The 18,297-nt window shown below is 71.6% G+C and carries 18 protein-coding genes; 3 read left to right on the forward strand and 15 right to left on the reverse strand.

Features of this window, described 5'->3' with window-relative positions:
* Positions 1-8 precede the first annotated feature (8 nt).
* The 8 genes from octT to B0I31_RS10280 all read right to left on the reverse strand — a co-directional run bounded on the left by octT (position 9) and on the right by B0I31_RS10280 (position 6,160).
* A complete protein-coding gene (gene octT, locus B0I31_RS10245) occupies positions 9-740 on the reverse strand; it encodes a diglucosylglycerate octanoyltransferase (RefSeq protein WP_245949788.1) in 732 nt (243 codons plus the stop codon).
* Positions 737-1,351 carry a histidine phosphatase family protein gene (locus B0I31_RS10250; RefSeq protein ID WP_106615086.1) on the reverse strand — a complete coding sequence of 205 codons (615 nt, stop codon included), beginning with the start codon at positions 1,349-1,351 and terminating at the stop codon, positions 737-739. The genes octT and B0I31_RS10250 overlap by 4 nt, the downstream gene beginning before the upstream one ends.
* Positions 1,348-1,734: a ribosome silencing factor gene (rsfS, locus tag B0I31_RS10255; protein ID WP_073889589.1), complete on the reverse strand. Its 387-nt coding sequence runs from the start codon at positions 1,732-1,734 to the stop codon at positions 1,348-1,350. Before rsfS ends, B0I31_RS10250 begins: the two co-directional genes overlap by 4 nt.
* Positions 1,735-1,803: 69 nt before the next feature.
* Positions 1,804-2,397: a nicotinate-nucleotide adenylyltransferase gene (nadD, locus tag B0I31_RS10260; RefSeq protein WP_106615087.1), complete on the reverse strand. Its 594-nt coding sequence runs from the start codon at positions 2,395-2,397 to the stop codon at positions 1,804-1,806.
* A 362-nt stretch (positions 2,398-2,759) separates the two neighbouring features.
* On the reverse strand, positions 2,760-2,981 hold the full coding sequence (locus B0I31_RS10265; RefSeq protein ID WP_106615088.1) for a ferredoxin: 222 nt from the start codon (positions 2,979-2,981) through the stop codon (positions 2,760-2,762).
* A gap of 112 nt (positions 2,982-3,093) precedes the next feature.
* Complete coding sequence (locus B0I31_RS10270) at positions 3,094-4,278, reverse strand: cytochrome P450 (protein WP_106615089.1); 1,185 nt, start codon at positions 4,276-4,278, stop codon at positions 3,094-3,096.
* Between the two features lie 59 nt (positions 4,279-4,337).
* Complete coding sequence (locus B0I31_RS10275; RefSeq protein WP_106615090.1) at positions 4,338-4,898, reverse strand: TetR/AcrR family transcriptional regulator; 561 nt, start codon at positions 4,896-4,898, stop codon at positions 4,338-4,340.
* The gene (locus B0I31_RS10280) at positions 4,895-6,160 is read right to left on the reverse strand and encodes a glutamate-5-semialdehyde dehydrogenase (protein ID WP_106615091.1); all 1,266 of its coding nucleotides are present in this window, start codon (positions 6,158-6,160) and stop codon (positions 4,895-4,897) included. The genes B0I31_RS10275 and B0I31_RS10280 overlap by 4 nt, the downstream gene beginning before the upstream one ends.
* Positions 6,161-6,355: 195 nt before the next feature.
* Between B0I31_RS10280 and B0I31_RS10285 the strand changes: the two genes are divergently transcribed.
* The 3 genes from B0I31_RS10285 (at position 6,356) to B0I31_RS10295 (ending at position 10,373) form a co-directional block, all read left to right on the forward strand.
* Positions 6,356-8,434, forward strand: a complete 2,079-nt coding sequence (locus B0I31_RS10285) for a RecQ family ATP-dependent DNA helicase (protein WP_106615092.1) — start codon at positions 6,356-6,358, stop codon at positions 8,432-8,434.
* Between the two features lie 22 nt (positions 8,435-8,456).
* The gene (locus B0I31_RS10290; protein ID WP_106615093.1) at positions 8,457-9,002 is read left to right on the forward strand and encodes a GNAT family N-acetyltransferase; all 546 of its coding nucleotides are present in this window, start codon (positions 8,457-8,459) and stop codon (positions 9,000-9,002) included.
* Between the two features lie 93 nt (positions 9,003-9,095).
* Entirely contained in the window at positions 9,096-10,373 is a 1,278-nt protein-coding gene (locus B0I31_RS10295; protein ID WP_106615094.1) for an MFS transporter, read from the forward strand.
* 4 nt (positions 10,374-10,377) lie between these two features.
* Here B0I31_RS10295 and B0I31_RS10300 read toward each other — a convergent pair whose 3' ends face one another.
* From B0I31_RS10300 to B0I31_RS10330, 7 genes are all read right to left on the reverse strand, one after another.
* Entirely contained in the window at positions 10,378-10,791 is a 414-nt protein-coding gene (locus B0I31_RS10300; RefSeq protein WP_281262284.1) for a MarR family transcriptional regulator, read from the reverse strand.
* Positions 10,724-11,854 carry a glutamate 5-kinase gene (gene proB, locus B0I31_RS10305; protein WP_181320082.1) on the reverse strand — a complete coding sequence of 377 codons (1,131 nt, stop codon included), beginning with the start codon at positions 11,852-11,854 and terminating at the stop codon, positions 10,724-10,726. The genes B0I31_RS10300 and proB overlap by 68 nt, the downstream gene beginning before the upstream one ends.
* Positions 11,851-13,323, reverse strand: coding sequence for a GTPase ObgE (gene obgE, locus B0I31_RS10310; protein ID WP_106615096.1), 1,473 nt, complete (start codon positions 13,321-13,323; stop codon positions 11,851-11,853). Before obgE ends, proB begins: the two co-directional genes overlap by 4 nt.
* Before the next feature lie 95 nt (positions 13,324-13,418).
* Entirely contained in the window at positions 13,419-13,682 is a 264-nt protein-coding gene (rpmA, locus tag B0I31_RS10315) for a 50S ribosomal protein L27 (protein WP_073889563.1), read from the reverse strand.
* Between the two features lie 14 nt (positions 13,683-13,696).
* Positions 13,697-14,011 carry a 50S ribosomal protein L21 gene (gene rplU, locus B0I31_RS10320; protein ID WP_053722830.1) on the reverse strand — a complete coding sequence of 105 codons (315 nt, stop codon included), beginning with the start codon at positions 14,009-14,011 and terminating at the stop codon, positions 13,697-13,699.
* Positions 14,012-14,272: 261 nt separating this feature from the next.
* Positions 14,273-17,227: a translation initiation factor IF-2 N-terminal domain-containing protein gene (locus tag B0I31_RS10325; RefSeq protein WP_106615097.1), complete on the reverse strand. Its 2,955-nt coding sequence runs from the start codon at positions 17,225-17,227 to the stop codon at positions 14,273-14,275.
* A 192-nt stretch (positions 17,228-17,419) separates the two neighbouring features.
* Positions 17,420-18,163 carry a TIGR03936 family radical SAM-associated protein gene (locus B0I31_RS10330; protein WP_073889557.1) on the reverse strand — a complete coding sequence of 248 codons (744 nt, stop codon included), beginning with the start codon at positions 18,161-18,163 and terminating at the stop codon, positions 17,420-17,422.
* Positions 18,164-18,297: the final 134 nt, after the last annotated feature.

Here is an 18,297-nt window from a genome sequence, read left to right on the forward strand (position 1 = left end):
TGCCGAGACTACGGCTCCGCCACACCCGAGTGGCCGACCGCCACGGACCTGATCAGTTCCGCCATCGCCCGCCCGACCAGCTCGTGCCCTTCCCAGCCCCAGTGCAGGCCGTCCGGGTTGCCGCGCCGTGACCGAACGTGCTCGCCCACGACAGGCGGCACGTCAAGCAGCGGCACGTCCACCTCTGCCGCCCACGAGCGCATAGCGCGCTCCGCCGCCGCACGCCCACTGTGCACGCCCGCGTAAGCAGCCGAGCAGTGCACCGAAGGCGTCATGCCGACCACCCTGACCCCCGGCGCGAGAGCACGCACAGCACACACCGAATCGTCCAGGTAACGCACGGTCAACCTCGGCGGCAGCGCCACCGGATACCCGCAGAACGCCCGCGAGAGCACCGGCTGCAACGTCCGGTACCCGGCCCGCGCCCGCCGCCGCAACCCGTCCGGCCGCAGGTAGCGCAGCCCTTGCCGCAGGTAGGTCGGCAACGGCGACGGCAGCGTGTCCATGTGCCCCACGGCCAGCACCAACACGTCCGTGCGCGGCAGCAACGACCACACCCGCGGGTCCCCGGTCAACGACCACCAGGCGTCCCGGGCCGTCCAGCCGAACCCCGCCGCCAGCTCCGCGTGCCCACCCAGCGCGGACGCGGCGACGTTCGGCCACAACCGGGGATGATCGGCGGGCAACGGCCCCTGCGGACCGTGGAACGAGAGCGAATCGCCGACGACGAGCAGTCTCACCGGGTGATTCCGGCGTTGTACGACGACAGCCTCCACCTGCCGTCGCCGTGCGGCCGGCGGGTGAACACCGTCCAGTGGCAGTTGCCGATGCCGCCGAGCAGCGCCCAGCGGTCGACCGGCAGGTCCAGCAACCGTCCGGTCAACGCGCTGATCAGGCCGCCGTGCGCGCACAGCATGACCGTGTCGGAGAACTCCGCGTCCACCTCGTTCACGACGGCGAGCGCGCGCTCGGCGACCTCCACGCGCGTCTCACCGTCCGGCGGGGCCAAGGTGCCGTCGACCCGCCAGAGGTCCAGCGCGCCCGGCCACTCCACCTCGATCTCGGTCGAGGTCAGCCCCTGCCACTTGCCCAGGTGCGTCTCGCGCAGCCGTTCGTCGATGCGCAGCCCGACACCGGTCGCGTCGGTGAACACCGTCGCGGTGTCCCGGGCGCGGTGCAGGTCGGAGGCGACCACCAGCTCGGGCGCGAACCCGGCGAGCACCGGCACCGCGAACCGCGCCTGGTTCCACCCGGTCTCGGTCAGGTTCGAGTCCAGGTGGCCCTGCATGCGGCCGGTCGCGTTGTAGTCGGTCTCACCGTGCCGCCACAGCACGAGCCGGTTCAGGGTCATGCCTCGGCGACCTCGTCGGCCGGGGGCCCGGCGTCGAACTCGATGCGCGGGCAGTCCTTCCACAGCCGCTCCAGGCCGTAGAAGGTGCGCTCCTCGACGTGCTGGACGTGCACGACCACGTCCACGAAGTCCAGCAGTACCCAACGACCCTCGCGCGCGCCTTCACGGCGGACCGGCTTGCGCCCGGCCTCGCGCAACTTCTCCTCAACGTTGTCCACGATCGCGCCGACCTGCCGCTCGTTCGGAGCGGAGGCGATCACGAAGCAGTCCGTGATCACCAGTTGGTCGGACACGTCGAGCACGATCACGTCGTGCGCTTTCTTGTCGGCTGCCGCGTTAGCGGCGACCAGCGCCAACCGTCGTGCCTCGTCGGTGGCTGCCACGTCACTCCTCATCACACCGGCGGACGCCGTTACGCCCGCACGAGTCAATGAGGGTACCGGCGTCCGGGCTCAGTCCGGCATCGAGTAAAGCCGGCGCTTGCTGATGTACTGAACGACACCATCCGGCACGAGGTACCAGACGGGCAGTCCGGACGCCGTCCGAGCTCGCACGGCGGTCGACGAAATGGCCATCGCGGGCACCTCCACCAGCGATACCGCTCCTGGTGGCAGGTGTGTGTCGACCAATTCATAACCCGGTCGGGTGACCCCGATGAAGTGGGCGAGACCGAACACGTCATCGGCCCGCCGCCACGACAGGATCTGCTCCAACGCGTCCGCGCCCGTGATGAAGAACAGGTCGGCGTCGGGGTACTTGACCTTGAGGTCGGTGAGGGTGTCGACGGTGTACGTCGGCCCAGGCCGGTCGATGTCGACCCGGCTGACCGAGAACCGCGGGTTGGACGCGGTGGCGATGACCGTCATCAGGTAGCGGTCCTCGGCGGCGCTGACCGCGCGCTCGCTCTTCTGCCAGGGCTGACCGGTCGGCACGAAGACGACTTCGTCGAGGTCGAAGCGGGCCTGGACCTCACTGGCCGCGACCAGGTGGCCGTGGTGCACGGGGTCGAAGGTGCCACCCATGACGCCGATCCGCCGGTTCGACATGGCACATGAGCCTAGTCCCGCGACCGGCAACCTTCACCGCGTCTTCCGACACTCAGCAGGGCGCCTCGCGGCACCGGCCCCACGCCCACAGCCAACCAGGATGAGGACGTGGGGCCGGCACCGCGATCCACCCGTCTGACCGCCGGAACACGGGGCGAAGGCTGCCGGTCGCGGCACTGGTTCGGGTCGTGCGCGGGCGGCCGGTCGCTCCCCGAAAGGCCGCCCGCGCACTGGTCCCCCGGTCGCGGCCCGGGGGAGTGGGCCGCATCCGCGGATCGCGCGGCCCATCCCCGAATGAGAGCCGCACGAAGGAGGAACGCGCACGTCACGCGGCTATGACGCGGTTCGCCGAACTTTTTGGCTTACACCTGCGGCGCCAGCACCGAGCCGTCCGCCGATCGCACCAGGATCGCCTCCATCGGGCACGACTCCGCCGCGTCGACCACCGCGTCGTCCGGCTCGACCTCCGACTTGACCGGCGTGGACGTGCTGCCGTCCAGCCGGAAGTGACCCGGCGCGATCGATGTGCACATGCCCGTGCCGAGGCACGCGGCCCGGTCGACCTCGATCGTCCACTCGCTCATCGGTCTACCACCTCACCGGAAGTCGTTTCGGGTCTCGTGACAGTCTGCCCGCGCGAGCCGGCCGAACTCGACCTCCGAACCGCACTGAGCAACCTCGAAGAGCCGATCCGGGTCACCAGCTCACCGGCAGCGCCTGCGGACCCCGGATCAGCCGGCCCTTCTTGAACGTCACGTCGCCGTCCAGCCGGAGCAGCGGGAACCGCTTGAGCAGCGTGCCGATCGCGACTTGCAGCTCCATCCTGGCCAGGGGCGCGCCGATGCAGTGGTGCGCGCCGTGGCCGAACATGATGTGCGGGTTGTGCGCGCGGTGGAAGTCCACCTCGTGCGGGTTCTCGAACACCGACGGGTCGCGGTTCGCCGTGATGTTGTTGACGAACACCGCCTCCCCCGGCTTGATCGTCACGCCGGACAGCTCGACCTCGGCGGTCGCGATGCGGGGGAAGCCCGCGGAACCGCCCAGCGCGGTGAACCTCAGCAGCTCCTCGATCGCGGCGGGCACCAGCGACGGGTCCGCCCGGAGCTCGGCGAGCCGGTCCGGCATGCGCAGCAGCTGGAAGACGAAGTTGCCGATCTGGTTCGCGGTGGTCTCATGGCCCGCGACCAGCAGCGTCACCCCGAACGAGACCAGTTCCTCCTCGCTGAGCCGGTCGTCGTTGTCGCGCGCGGCGATCAGCACCGAGAGCATGTCGTCGGTGGGTTGGGCGCGCTTGCGCTCGACCAGCTCGCCGATGTAGGCGCGCAGCGCCTGGTTGGCCGCCATGATCTCTTCGTGGGTGAACGCGGTGATCGCCACCGCCGCCTCCGACCAAGCCCGGAACTGGCCCCGGTCCTCGAACGGCACGCCCAGCAGCTCACAGATGATCGTGATGGGCAGCGGCATGGCCAGCGCCTCGACCAGGTCGACGGGCGGCCCTTGCTCCTCCATGGCGTCGAGCAGGCCGTCCACGATCTCCTGGGCGCGGTCGCGCAGCTGCTCGGTGCGCCGCGAGGTGAACCCCTTGGCGACCAGCTTGCGCAGCCGCGTGTGGTCCGGCGGGTCCATGCTCAGGATGTTGGTCTCGGTCGGCATCGTGGGCAGGGTGCGGGGCACGTCGGCGCCGGGCTCCATCACCGCCGCGCGGCTGAACCGCGGGTCCGCCAGGACGGTCTTCACGTCCTCGTAGCGGGTGGCCAGCCACCCCTCGCCGCCGTAGGGCAGCCGCACCCTGGCCACCGGCTCGTCCCGTTGCAGCTCGAAGTACGTGGGGTTGATCTGCAGGTGGTCGAGCTCGGCGAACGGATAGGACCTGGTCTCCATCGTCTACCCCCATGTAAGCATTCGCTTACATCCGACAGTAGGCAGATCGCTACGGACCGTCAACCGAGTCGCGTGTGCTCCAGCAGGACGGACGCTGCCTGCGTCACCAGAGCCGTGACGGTGGTGGCGTCGGCGTCCGCGAGGGGCTGTTTGCCGAACACGCCGCGCAGCACGCCGATCCCCACGACCCACGCCAGGACGAGGTCCGCGCGCAGCTCCGCGTCCTCCGCGTCCGTAAGGGACGACAGAGCGCGCGCGTACTCCTCCCCCATCTGCCGCCGCACGACCTCCGCCGCCGAGTCGTGGTGCGAAGACCGCAGCACCGCGTACAACGGGTGGTCCTCGGGTCTCGGCCTCTCCTCCATGATCCGCAGCAGCACGTTGCGGAGCAGGTGCTCGGCGGGCGAGTCCTCCAGCAGCTCACGGCTCTGCGTGGCCAGGACGGTCGCGAACAGGGCGTCCTTGCTGCCGTAGTAGCGGAACAGCAAGGCCTGGTTCACGCCCGCGAGGCCCGCGATGTCACGCACCGTGGTGCGGTCGAACCCGCGCTCGCCGAACAGCTTCGTGGCGGCGTCCAGCAACGCCGCCTTGGTCGCGGCGGCGTCCCGGGGCCTGCTCACGACGTCGGCCGGACGTGCCCCTCGCCCCAGACCACCCACTTGGACGAGGTCAGCTCGGTCAACCCCATCGGGCCGCGGGCGTGCAGCTTCTGGGTGGAGATGCCGATCTCCGCGCCCATGCCGAACTCCCCGCCGTCGGTGAACGCGGTGGAGGCGTTGACCATGACCGCCGCCGCGTCGACGCGTGCGGTGAACCGGCGGGCCGCGTTGAGGTCGCTGGTCACGATGGCCTCGGTGTGGCCGGAGCCGTGCTCGGCGATGTGCGCGATGGCCTCGTCGATCGAGCCGACCACGCGGGCCGCGATGTCCAGCGACAGGTACTCGGTGCCCCAGTCGTCGTCGGTGGCGGCCTGCACCCTGGGGTCGCGGGCGAACCGCTCGTCACCGTGGATGGTGACGTCCTGCGCGTTCAGGGCGTCGGTGATGCGGGGCACGAACTCGTCCGCGATCGCGGCGTGCACCAGCAGGGACTCGGCCGCGTTGCACACGCTCGTGCGGCGGGTCTTGGAGTTGAGCACGATGCGCTGCGCCATGTCGAGGTCGGCGCTCGCGTCCACGTACACGTGCACGTTGCCCACGCCGGTCTCGATGGTCGGCACGGTGGCCTGCTGCACGACGGCGTTGATCAGCCCCGCGCCGCCGCGCGGGATGACCAGGTCGACCAGGCCGCGCGCGGTGATCAGGTGGGTGACCGAGGCGCGGTCGTGGCACGGGAGCAGCTGCACGGCGTCGGCGGGCAGGCCCGCGGTCTCCAGCGCGTCGCGCAGGATCACGACCAGCGCGGCGTTCGAGTGCTCGGCGGTGGACGAGCCGCGCAGCAGGGCCGCGTTGCCGGACTTCAGCGCCAGGCCGGCCGCGTCCACGGTGACGTTCGGGCGGGCTTCGTAGACCATGCCGACCACGCCCATCGGGACGCGGACCTGCTTGAGCTCCAGGCCGTTGGGCAGGATCGAGCCGCGCAGCACCTCGCCGATCGGGTCGGCCAGGCCGGCGACCGTCTCCAGGCCCTGGGCCACGCCTTCAATGCGCGCGTCGGTGAGCGTGAGGCGGTCCAGCAGGCCCTGGGTGAGGCCGGCGGCGCGGCCCGCTTCGAGGTCCTTGGCGTTGGCCTCCAGCACCTCGGCGGCGCGGGTGCGCAGCGCGGCGGCCATCTCGTGCAGTGCGGCGTCCTTGCTCTCACGGGTGGCGAGGACGAGCTCGTTGGCGGCGACACGGGCGCGCCGGGCCGCGGCGTGCACCTGTTCGCGCAGGTCATCAGTCACGTCGTCCAGCCTACGGTCACCCGGCCGCGGCTGTCGCCGAGGTTCTCGCGGATCGGACGCCCGTCCACGATCGAGTGAAGCCGGCGCGGAACGGTCGCACAGGTGTCCGTCTTGTCGGGGGTGTCTGCCACTGTGTGGGCCATGAGGTCGCGTCCCCGGCGACCGAATCGTCCGAGCGAGCGAGGACCACCAACGATGGACGAAGGCGCACTCCGCGAACTGGCCGAGGAACGGCTGAGGGCATTGGCGGGCCCTCAGGCGGTCCTTCGTGACGACCAGTGGACGGCGATCCACGCGCTGGTGTCCGAGCGGCGGCGGGCGCTGGTGGTGCAGCGCACGGGGTGGGGCAAGTCCGCCGTCTACTTCATCGCCACGGCGTTGCTGCGGTCCCTAAGCGAGGGGCCGACGGTGATCGTGTCGCCGTTGCTGGCGCTGATGCGCAACCAGGTCGACGCCGCCGCGCGGGCGGGGGTGCACGCGGCGACGATCAACTCGGCCAACACCGACCAGTGGCAGGAGGTGCAGGACCGGGTGGCGTCCGGTGACGTGGACGTGCTGCTGGTGTCGCCGGAGCGGCTGAACAACCCGGACTTCCGGGACACGGTGCTGCCGTCGTTGACCGCGTCGGCCGGGCTGCTGGTGGTGGACGAGGCGCACTGCATCTCCGACTGGGGCCACGACTTCCGGCCGGACTACCGGCGGCTGCGGACGTTGCTGACCGAACTGCCCGCCGGGGTGCCGGTGCTCGCCACCACGGCCACGGCCAACGACCGGGTGGTGCGTGACGTGGCCGAGCAACTGGGGCTGGGCGCGGGCACGGACACGCTGGTGCTGCGCGGGCCGTTGGACCGGGAGAGCCTGCGGTTGTCGGCCGTGCGGCTGCCGACCGCCGAGGCCAGGCTGGGGTGGCTGGCCGAGCGGCTGGAGCAGCTGCCCGGCTCCGGGATCATCTACACGCTCACCGTGGCCTCGGCGGACGACGTGGCGGCGTTCCTGCGCGAGCGCGGGTACGAGGTGGCGGCGTACTCGGGGCGCACCGACCCGGCCGAGCGCCAGCGGGCCGAGGAAGACCTGTTGGCCAACCGGGTCAAGGCGCTGGTGGCGACCTCGGCGCTGGGCATGGGGTTCGACAAGCCCGACCTGGGGTTCGTGGTGCACCTCGGCGCGCCGCCCTCCCCCATCGCCTACTACCAGCAGATCGGCCGCGCGGGTCGTGGCGTGGAGCGGGCCGAGGTGCTGTTGCTGCCCGGGCCCGAGGACAAGGACATCTGGGCGTACTTCGCGTCGTTGGCGTTCCCCCCGGAACACGTGGTGCGGCAGGTGCTCGACGTGCTGCCGGCGGACCGGGCGATGTCGACGGCGGCGCTGGAGCCGATGGTGGAGCTGTCGCGCACCCGGCTCGAAGTGGTGCTGAAGGTGCTCGACGTGGACGGCGCCGTGCGGCGGGTGCGCGGCGGGTGGGTGTCGACGGGGCAGTCGTGGTCCTACGACACCGAGCGGTACGAGCGGATTGAGGCGGCGCGGCAGGTGGAGCGGCAGGCGGTGCTGGACTACCTGGCCACCGACGGCTGCCGGATGGAGTTCCTGCTGCGGCAGTTGGACGACCCGCACGCGGCGCCGTGCGGGCGGTGCGACAACTGCACGGGGCAGCGCCCGTCTGCGGAGGTGTCGGACGCGGCGGCGTCGGCGGCGCGGGAACGGCTGCTGCGGCCCGGCGTCGAGGTGGAGCCGCGCAAGATGTGGCCGACCGGGATGGCGGCGGTCGGGGTGTCGTTGTCCGGGAAGATCCCGCCGGGCGAGGTCGCGGCGACGGGGCGGGCGCTGGGGCGGTTGACCGACATCGGCTGGGGCAACCGGTTGCGGTCGCTGTTCGCGGCGGAGGACCAGGAGATCCCCGAGGACGTGTTCGCCGCGTGCGTGAAGGTGCTGTCCGCGTGGGGGTGGGCGGACCGGCCGGTGGGCGTGGTGACGGTCGGGTCGCGGAGCAGGCCCGCGCTGGTGGGCAGCTTCGGGCAGCGGATCGCCGGGGTGGGCCGGTTGCCGCTGCTGGGGCAGGTGTGGTTGGGCCCGGCGACGCGGCGGGCCAACAGCGCGCAGCGGTTGGCGGGGCTGGTGCGGGAGACCGACGTGCCGGACCTGTCCGGTGTGGACGGTCCGGTGCTGCTGGTGGACGACCAGGTCGACACCGGGTGGACGATGACGGTCGCCGCACGGCTGCTGAGGCGGGCGGGTGCGTCGGCGGTGCTGCCGTTCGCGTTGGCGGTGACGGCGTGACGAGAGGGGTGGGAGCGACGGGGTGAGACTGACGACGGAACGGTTGCTGCTGCGGCCTTTCACCGCGGCCGACGCACCGGCGTTCGCCGAGTACCGGTCGGATCCGGAGGTGGCCCGGTACCAGGGTTGGGAGGCACCGTTCTCCTTGGCGCAGGCCGAGGAGTTCGTGCGGGACGTCGCCGCGGCCGATCCGACCGCACCGGGCTGGTACCAGTTCGCGGTCGAGGCGGACGGGGTGCTCGTCGGGGACGTCGGGGTGGGGCTGCACGAGAACCGGATGCAGGCCGACATCGGGTACACGCTGGCGACCGCCCACCAGGGGCGCGGGTACGCGACGGAAGCCGTGCGGCGGGTGCTGGCGTACTTGTTCGAGGTGCGTGGCCTGCACCGGTTGTCCGCCGAGTGCGACGCCCGCAACATCCGGTCGGCGAGGCTGCTGACCAGGCTCGGGTTCCGGCAGGAGGGGCACCGGGTGTCGAGCACGTGGCTGAAAGGAGAGTGGACGGACGACCTGCTGTTCGGGCTGCTGGCCGTCGAGTGGCGCGCGGCGGGGGACTCGCGGCGCTGAGCACGACAAAGGCGGACGACTCGTAGGGCCGAGCACGACGGGGTTCGGTGAAGGATCTACCGGCTTCGGCTGCTTTGTGGTTGTGTCCAACCCATGGCTGCTCTGGAGACGGAGACCGAGACCAAGCACCGCCTGCCCATCCGCAAGCTCGTCGCGGCGAGCATCGGGAACGCCATCGAGTGGTACGACTGGACCATCTACGCGACGTTCTCGATCTACTTCGCCACCCAAGTCTTTCCCAAGGACAACCCGCGGCTCGCGCTGATCAACACGCTCGCGGCGTACGCGATCGCGTTCTTCTTCCGGCCGTTGGGCGGGTACCTGCTCGGGCGGTTCGCCGACCTGCGCGGGCGGCGGACGGCGATGCTGCTGACCATCATCCTGATGGCGGGCGGTTCGGTGGCCATCGGCCTGCTGCCGACCTATGCCCAGGTCGGATGGCTGGCGCCGGTCCTGCTGCTGCTGGCCCGCATCGCGCAGGGACTGTCGCTGGGTGGTGAGGTCTCCAACGCCTCGGCGTACCTGGCGGAGATCGCGCCGCCGCACCGGAGGGGGCGGTACTCGGCGTTCTTCTACATCTCCACCGGCGCCGCGGTGCTGGCCGCGTCGCTGCTCGGGTACGTGCTGGCCCAGACGCTCGACAAGGCGGAGTTGGCGTCGTACGGCTGGCGCATCCCGTTCCTGGTGGGTGGTGTGCTGGGGCTGGTGGGCCTGTGGCTGCGGCGCAGCCTGGAGGAGACCGAGCAGTTCGAGCACAACAAGGTCAAGGCGCAGCAGCTCAAGCGACCGCTGCTGACGACCCTGCGCGAGCACCCCAAGGCGGTCGGGCGGCTCGTGGGCTTCACCATGCTGTCGACGCTGTGCTACTACACGTTCTTCAGCGCGCTGACGCCGTTCGCGGTGACCAAGCGCGGCGCGGACGACGGGGACGTGTTCCTCGCCCTGTCGATCGCGACCTGCCTGTTCATCATCCTGCAGTACCCGATGGGCGCGCTGTCGGACCGGTTCGGCCGCAAGCCGCAGCTGCTGGCGTGGTCGGCCGCGACGGCGGTGCTGGTGGTGCCGCTGTCCACGCTGATCGGGCCGGGTGTGGGCAACCTGCTTCTGGTGTTCTGCGTCGGGCTCGGGCTCTACACGGCCATGACGTCGATCGCGCCCGCCGTGATGAGCGAGCTGTTCCCGACCGAGCTGCGGGCCCTGGGCATCGGCTCCTGGTACAACCTGACCGTGGCGCTGTTCGGCGGCACGGCGCCGCTGGTGATCCAGTGGTTGCCGGGCAGCACGTTCTTCTTCTACGTCGCGGCGGGCGCCGCCATCGCGTTCGTCGTGATCCTCACGATGCCCGAGACGAAGGGCCAGACCCTCCGGTAGCGGCTCACGAACCGGCGGTCAGCCGCGCCGCCGGTTCGCCGCCCAGGTCGTGCAGGTCGGACAGCAGCATGGTGCACCGAGCGGGTGACAGCGCGGACAGGAAGTCGTCCTCCAGGCGCCGGACGGCGGCGCGGGCGGCGCGCAAGCGCTTGCGGCGGTCGGCGGTCGGCGGTCGGCGGTCGGCGGTCGGCTCGATGATCCGCGCCCGCCGGTCGTCGTCCGGGTCGGGCCGCCGGGAGACCAGCCCTGCCGCCTCCAGGCCGTCGATGATGCCGACGATCTTGGTCTTGTCCACGTCGCCCGCCCTGGCCGGCGCCAACCAACGGCGGCTGCGCAACCGGGCCTGAAGCTCAGGCGCGCAACGGCACGAGGTCGTCGGCGTGCACGACCTCCCGTCGCTGCTCGGCCGGGAGGTCACCGGTCTTGCGGCCGATCAGCGAGGGCAGCTCGGCGGCGTCGAAACCGACCACGCCGCGGGCCACCACGTGACCGGACAGGTCGACCAGCTCGACCACGTCACCGGCCTCGAACGCGCCCTCGACCCCGGTGATGCCCGCCGCCAGCAGCGAACGCCGGCGGCCGACCACCGCGGCCACCGCACCGTCGTCCAGCACGAGCTTGCCGGTCGCGTCGGCCGCGTGCCCCAGCCAGAAGCGGCGCGCGGACAGCCTCGGGCCGGTCACCGCGAACGCCGTGCCGACGTCCGCCGTGCTCAACGCCCGCGCCGCGTCCGCCGCACCCGCCAGCAGCACGGGGATGCCCGCCGACGCCGCCAACCGGGCCGCCGCGAGCTTCGACGCCATGCCACCGGTGCCCAGTCCCGACGCGCCGACCGAACCAGCCCGCACACCGTCCACATCGGACGCACCGGCCACCTCGGTGACGCGCTGGGCACCCGGCAGGCGCGGATCACCGTCGTAGAGGGCGTCGACGTCGGAGAGCAGGAACAACGCGTCCGCGCCGACCAGGTGCGCCACCAGCGCGGCCAACCGGTCGTTGTCGCCGAACCGGATCTCCTCGGTGGCCACCGTGTCGTTCTCGTTCACCACCGGCACCGCGCCGAGCGCCAGCAGCCGGGAGAACGTGCGCTGCGCGTTGCGGTAGTGCGACCGCCGCACGACGTCGTCCGCGGTCAGCAGCACCTGCCCGACCGTCAGCGAGAACCGCCCGAACGAGTTCGCGTACGCGTGCGCCAACGCCAACTGCCCGACGCTCGCCGCCGCCTGCTGCGTGGCCAGGTCACGGGGCCGCCGGGACACGCCCAGCGGCGCCAGACCGGCCGCGATCGCACCCGACGACACCAGCACCACCTGGCTGCCCGACGCGCACCGCGCCGCGACCGCGTCGACCAACGCATCCAGCCGAGAGCGGTCCAGCCCGCCCGCGGCGGTGGTCAACGACGACGACCCGACCTTCACCACGACCCGGGACGCCGCGGCCACAGCCTGCCTGGCCGGCGACGCCGCCACCGAACCGATCACTCGTCGTCGTCCTCTTCGAACTCGTCGGCGCCGTTCTCGTCGTAGACGCCGGGCAGGCGGCGGGCCTTCTTCGCCGCCAACCGCTCGGACGCGCCGACCCGGTTGCTCGCCTCCAACCGCGCGTCCGTGCCGCGACCGCTCATGGTCATCGCGATGCCCGAAGGCGTCGTCGGCTCCCAGTCGAACACCAGGTTGCCGATGGTGACCTGGCAGCCCGGCTCGGCACCCTTCTTGACCAGCGCTTCTTCCACGCCCAGGCGCGCGAGCCGGTCGGCCAGGTAGCCGACTGCCTCGTCGTTGCTGAAGTCGGTCTGCCGGATCCACCGCTCGGGCCGCTCGCCGCGCACGATGAAGCCGCCCTCGGTCTCCGGGTCCTCCACCACGGTGAAGCCCTGGTCGTCCACGGCCCTGGGCCGCAGCACGATCCGGGTCGACTCCTGCTTCGGCCGCGACGCCCGGTACTCCTCGACCACGCGCGCCAACGCGAACGTCAGCTCGCGCAGGCCCTCGCGGCTGGCCGTGGACACCTCGAACACCGGCAGGCCGCGTGCCTCGATGTCCGGGCGCACCAGCTCGGCCAGCTCACGGGCCTCCGGGATGTCGATCTTGTTCAGCACCACGACGCGCGGCCGTTCGGCCAGGTCGTCGGCCAGGGAGGGGGTGTACTTCGCCAGCTCCTCCTCCAGCGCGTCGATGTCCGACAGCGGGTCGCGGTCCGGCTCGTAGGTCGCGCAGTCCACGACGTGCACCAGCACCGCGCAGCGCTCGATGTGCCGCAGGAAGTCCAGGCCGAGGCCCTTGCCCTCGGACGCGCCGGGGATCAGGCCGGGCACGTCCGCCATGGTGAAGATCGTCTCGCCGCCGGTGATCACGCCCAGGTTCGGCACCAGCGTGGTGAACGGGTAGTCGGCGATCTTCGGCTTGGCCGCGGACAGCACCGAGATCAACGACGACTTGCCCGCCGAGGGGAAGCCCAGCAGGCCGACGTCGGCGACGGACTTCAGCTCCAGCACGAGGTCGTGCTGCTCCCCCGGTTCACCCAGCAGGGCGAAGCCGGGCGCCTTGCGCGCCTTGGACGCCAGGGAGGCGTTGCCGAGCCCCCCACGGCCGCCCTGGGCCGCGATCAGGCGGGTGCCCTCGCCGACGAGGTCCGCGACGACCTCACCCTCGGGCGTCATCACGACGGTGCCATCGGGCACGCGCAGTTCCAGGTCCGCGCCGTTCGCGCCGTCGCGGTTGCCCCCCTGGCCGCCCTTGCCGCTGCCGGCGCTGGCGTTCGGGCGGAAGTGGAAGTCCAGGAGCGTGTGCACCTGCGAGTCGACGACCAGCACGACGTCGCCGCCCTTGCCGCCGTTCCCGCCGTCCGGGCCGCCGAGCGGCTTGAACTTCTCGCGGTGCACGGACGCGACCCCGTTGCCCCCGTCACCTGCGGCGACGTGGATGACGACCCGGTCGACAAAGCGGGACACGGGGATTCCTCTCTAGCAGAAGCAACGAGGGGCGGGAGCCGGAATGCACCGGTCCCGCCCCTCGTCTTGAGGTCGATCCGTCTCGCTCGAGCTGCTTAGGCAGCAGCCTCGACCGGGACGATGTTCACGGTCTTGCGACCGCGCTTGGTACCGAACTCGACCGCACCGGGCGCCAACGCGAACAGCGTGTCGTCCTTGCCGCGGCCGACGTTGACGCCGGGGTGGAACTTGGTGCCGCGCTGGCGGATCAGGATCTCGCCGGCCTTGACGACCTGACCGCCGAACCGCTTGACCCCGAGGTACTGGGGGTTCGAGTCACGGCCGTTGCGGGAGCTGGATGCGCCCTTCTTGTGTGCCATGGCTAGTCAGATCCTCACTTACCGGTGATGCCGGTGACCTCGACGCGGGTCAGCTTCTGGCGGTGACCCTGGCGCTTGTGGTAGCCGGTCTTGTTCTTGAACTTGTGGATGCGGATCTTGGGGCCCTTGGTCTGCTCGACGACCTTGCCGGTCACCGAGAACTTCGCCAGGGCGTCCGCCGCGGAGGTGACGTCATCGCCGTCCACAACGAGGAGCGGCGCCGCGAAGGTGATCTCGGTGTCCGGCTCGCCTTCGAGCTTCTCGACCTCGATGACGTCGCCGACAGCCACCTTGTACTGCTTGCCGCCGGTCTTGACGATCGCGTACATCGGGACGGAAGTCTCCTGCTACTCGACGGGACGGGATCGCGCGCGCCTCGGCTGCACTGCTGACGAGCACGCTGGGCTTCACGCGACAGGGCCCACCGGACGGCGGGCCGCGTATCAGGTTACGTGGCGGTGGACGGCGTGGTCAAACCGGGGTCCGTGAACCAAGTTCTTGCTGGTCACAGCGTCACGTCCGAACCGGGCCGAACGCGCCGAACCGCTGCCGGGCCAGGCCGGGCAGCGGTTCGGCGCGTGGTGCGTCGGTCAGCTCTCCTTGACCCCGTCCAGCGGCGGGCCGGCGGGCCGGGAGGCGGCACGACGGGCCGCGCGGCGACGCGTGGTCACCGCGGGCGTGCCCGGCTCGACGTGGCCGTTGACCGGCTGCTCGGCGACCTGGACCGGGGCGCTCGTCCGGGTGACGGGCGGTACCTCGACCGGGGCTACCGCGACGGGCGGGGTGACGGGCTCGGGCACCATGGCGGGCTTGGTCACCCGCCGGCGGGTCCGCCCCGTCTTGACCGGCTCGGCGACGGGCGCCGACGGGGCCTCGACGGGCTGCTCGGCCGCGACGGGGTCCGCGGGCGCCTGAGCGGCCTGCTCGGCGACCAACGGCTCAGGAGCCGACTGCTCGACCTCGGGCTCCTGCGGCGCGGACTGCTCCGGCGCCGGCTGTTCGACCACTGGCGACTCGGATACCGGCGGCTCGACCACGGACTGCTCCGGCGCGAGCTGCTCGGTGGACTCCACCGACTGCGCGGGCTCCTCGTCACCGTGCTTGATCACGGCACCGGCTTCCCGACGAGCGCGGCGGCGTTGGCGGCGGTCCCGCTTCGGGGTCTCCGGCGCGGCCTCCTCCTCCACCACGGCGGCCAAGGGCTCGTCCGACGTCGGCTGCTCGGCGACCGCCTCGGGCTCCTCGGTCGGCTCCACGGTCTGCTCGGCCACCGGCTCCGGGACGTCCGCGTGCTTGGCGCGGCGCGACTTGCGGCCACCGCCCTGCTGCTGCTGTTGCTGCTGCTGGGGCTGGCCACCACCGTTGCCGTTGCCGTGCGCGTGCATCTCGGTCGTCACGACCAGGCCACGCCCGCGGCAGTGCTCGCACGTCGTCGAGAACGCCTCCAGCAGGCCCGTGCCGACGCGCTTGCGCGTCATCTGCACCAGGCCCAGCGACGTCACCTCGGCCACCTGGTGGCGGGTGCGGTCACGGCCCAGGCACTCGGTCAGCCGGCGCAGCACCAGGTCGCGGTTCGACTCCAGCACCATGTCGATGAAGTCGATCACGATGATGCCGCCGATGTCGCGCAACCTGAGCTGGCGGACGATCTCCTCGGCCGCCTCCAGGTTGTTCCGGGTCACCGTCTCCTCGAGGTTTCCACCCGATCCGGTGAACTTGCCGGTGTTGACGTCGATGACCGTCATCGCCTCGGTGCGGTCGATGACCAGGTAGCCGCCGGACGGCAGCCAGACCTTGCGGTCCAGCGCCTTGAGCAGCTGCTCGTCGATGCGGTACTCGGTGAACGCGTCGGTGTTGAGCACGTGCTTGCGCAGCCGTTCCTGGAGGTCGGGCGCGACGTGCCGGACGTAGCCGTCGATGGTCTCCCACGCGTCCGCGCCCTGGACGACGAGCGCGGCGAAGTCCTCGGTGAACAGGTCGCGCACGACCTTCACCAGCAGGTCCGGCTCTTCGTACAGCAGCTGCGGAGCCTGGGCCTTGGGCGTGTCGGCCTTGTCCTTGATGACCTGCCACTGCGCCTGCAGGCGGGTCACGTCGCGGGCCAGCTCCTCCTCGGCGATGCCCTCCGAGGCGGTGCGGATGATGACGCCCGCGTCCTCGGGGACGACGCGCTTGAGGATGTCCTTGAGGCGCTTGCGCTCGTTGTCGGGCAGCTTGCGGCTGATGCCGGTGGCGCCGCCGCCGGGCACGTACACCAGGAAGCGACCGGGCAGGCTGATCTGCGTGGTCAGCCGGGCGCCCTTGTGGCCGACCGGGTCCTTGGTGACCTGCACCAGCACGCTGTCACCGGTCGACAGGGCCTGCTCGATCTTGCGGGCCTTGCCCTCCAGGCCGGCCGCGTCCCAGTCGACCTCGCCCGCGTACAGCACCGCGTTGCGGCCGCGGCCGATGTCGATGAACGCCGCCTCCATCGAGGGCAGCACGTTCTGCACCCGACCGAGGTAGACGTTGCCGACCAGCGAACCGCTGCCCGACGAGGTCACGAAGTGCTCCACCAGGACGCCGTCCTCCAGCACGCCGATCTGCGTGCGTTCGCCGCGCTCGCGCACCACCATCGTGCGCTCCACGGCCTCGCGGCGGGCCAGGAACTCGGCCTCGGACAGCACCGGGGCGCGGCGGCGACCGGCCTCGCGGCCGTCACGGCGGCGCTGGCGCTTGGCCTCCAGCCGGGTGGACCCGCGGACGCTGCGCACCTCGCTCTGCGCGGCCTCGGAGTCGGCCTTGTCGTCACGGGCGTCGCGGGCGGGCTCGCGGACGTGGACGACCGTGTTCGGCGGGTCGTCCTCGCTCGGCGCGGCGGCCTCTTCCTCGGCGCCGGTCTTGCGGCGACGGCGACGGCGGCGGCGACGGCTGCCCGCGCCCTCGTCGTCGGCCGACGCCTCGTCCGGGCTCTCGGCCTCGGCTTCGGCGGCTTCGGCCTGCTCCTCGCCCTGCTCGTCGTCGCCGTTGTCCTCGACGCCCTTGCCGCGACCGCGGCCACGCCGACCACGACGACGGCGGCGGCGGCCTTCGCCCTCGTCACCGGCGTCGTCGGCGGCTGCGTGCTCGTCGGTGTCGTCCTCGGTGTCGTCGAGGTCGTCGTCCCGGCCCACCGGGACTTCCTTGACCGCCGGGGGCTTGGCCACCGGGGTCGGCGGCAGGAACACCGCGGACGGCGGCGCGAACAGCGGCACCAGCGGCGCGACCTCGCGGGCCACCGCCACCGGTTCCTCGGTCTGCTCGTCCACCTCGCCGGTGACGATGTCGTCCCAGCCCAAGAGGCTCTCGGCCACCTTGAGCGCGAGATCGCGGCTCACGCTCGACTGAACGCCCTTGACCGGCTCACCGAGGTCGGCGAGGGCGGCCACCACGTCCTTGCTGCTCGCGCCGAGCAGCTTGGCCAGCGCGTGCACCCGCAGCTTGGCGGGCAGATCCGCCAGATCCGGGTGTGCGGATGTGGCGTTACCCCCGCCGGCGGCGCCGGCAGGCTTTTCCGTGTTCGACAATGCAGCTCCTCCGCCCCCGGGCGCGTCCCAACCGACGCGGCCGCGCAGGGGCCTCTCTTGTCCACTCACCGCCGCGGCTGGCGGCGGGAATCCTTGCCTCGCGCTGTGGCGCCCACCCGTTCGAGCACGCGGCACAGCAGGTCCTATAACTCTGTCGACGACGCCGTCAGCGCCGCTCCGATCACCGCCCGGTCAGACCTCCGCTGCCCTGTCCAGGGCAAGCGGGTCGACCAGGCCGCCTTCATCGTCCAGCCGCCCCTGCGCCATCCGGGTCGCCTTCGCGGGGACCGGCGGAACCAGGTCGGCGACGACTCGGAGCGCACTCAGCACGTCGTCGGGCCTCACGGTAGGGGTTGTCTGCCGTACGACCGTCATGAGTATCCCACACGGCTGTGACAAATCTCGTGCATCGTGTCCGGCGTCGCTCGAATGCACGCCCGCCGACGCCTCCACCTCGGCCGATACGATCGCCGGCCGCACGTCCACGATCTTCTTGCCGTCCTTGGTCAGCCTCTCGACCTGCACGGACCCCGAAGCCATCAACGCCGTCACGGCTTCGGTCAGCTCTTCGGGCGACACGCCGGGCAGCTCGACCCGCCACGCGCTGGCCTCGATCCGCTCGGGCAGCGTGCCACCGGCCGACTGGACGACCTCCAGCACGTCGAGCCCGGGCGGCAGCACGGCGTCCAGCGCGGTCCGCAGCGCGTCCGGGTCGACCCGGTCGACGACGGACACCTCGACGTACTCGGCCTCGCTCGCCACGCCGGTGGGCGCCGCGCCGACCCATGACACCTTCGGGTGAGGGCTGAAGCCCTGGGAATAGGCCATGGGGACGCCTGCCCGCCGCAGCGCGCGCTCGAACGTGCGCGCGATGTCACGGTGTGACGTGAACCGCAGCCGACCGCGTTTGGCGTAGCGCAGTCGAAGCTTCTGCACAGGTGCGGCCGACGGGTTGGGCTGCTGCTGGCGGCTCAGAGCTACTCCCCTTGGGTGCCGGGTGGGCCGCGACGGGGTTTCGCACCCCAACGGTCCACGCTCCTACTCCACGAGGACGGTACCTTGGACCTGTT

The organism is Saccharothrix carnea (genome assembly GCF_003014735.1).
In the GTDB taxonomy this organism is placed as follows: domain Bacteria; phylum Actinomycetota; class Actinomycetes; order Mycobacteriales; family Pseudonocardiaceae; genus Actinosynnema; species Actinosynnema carneum.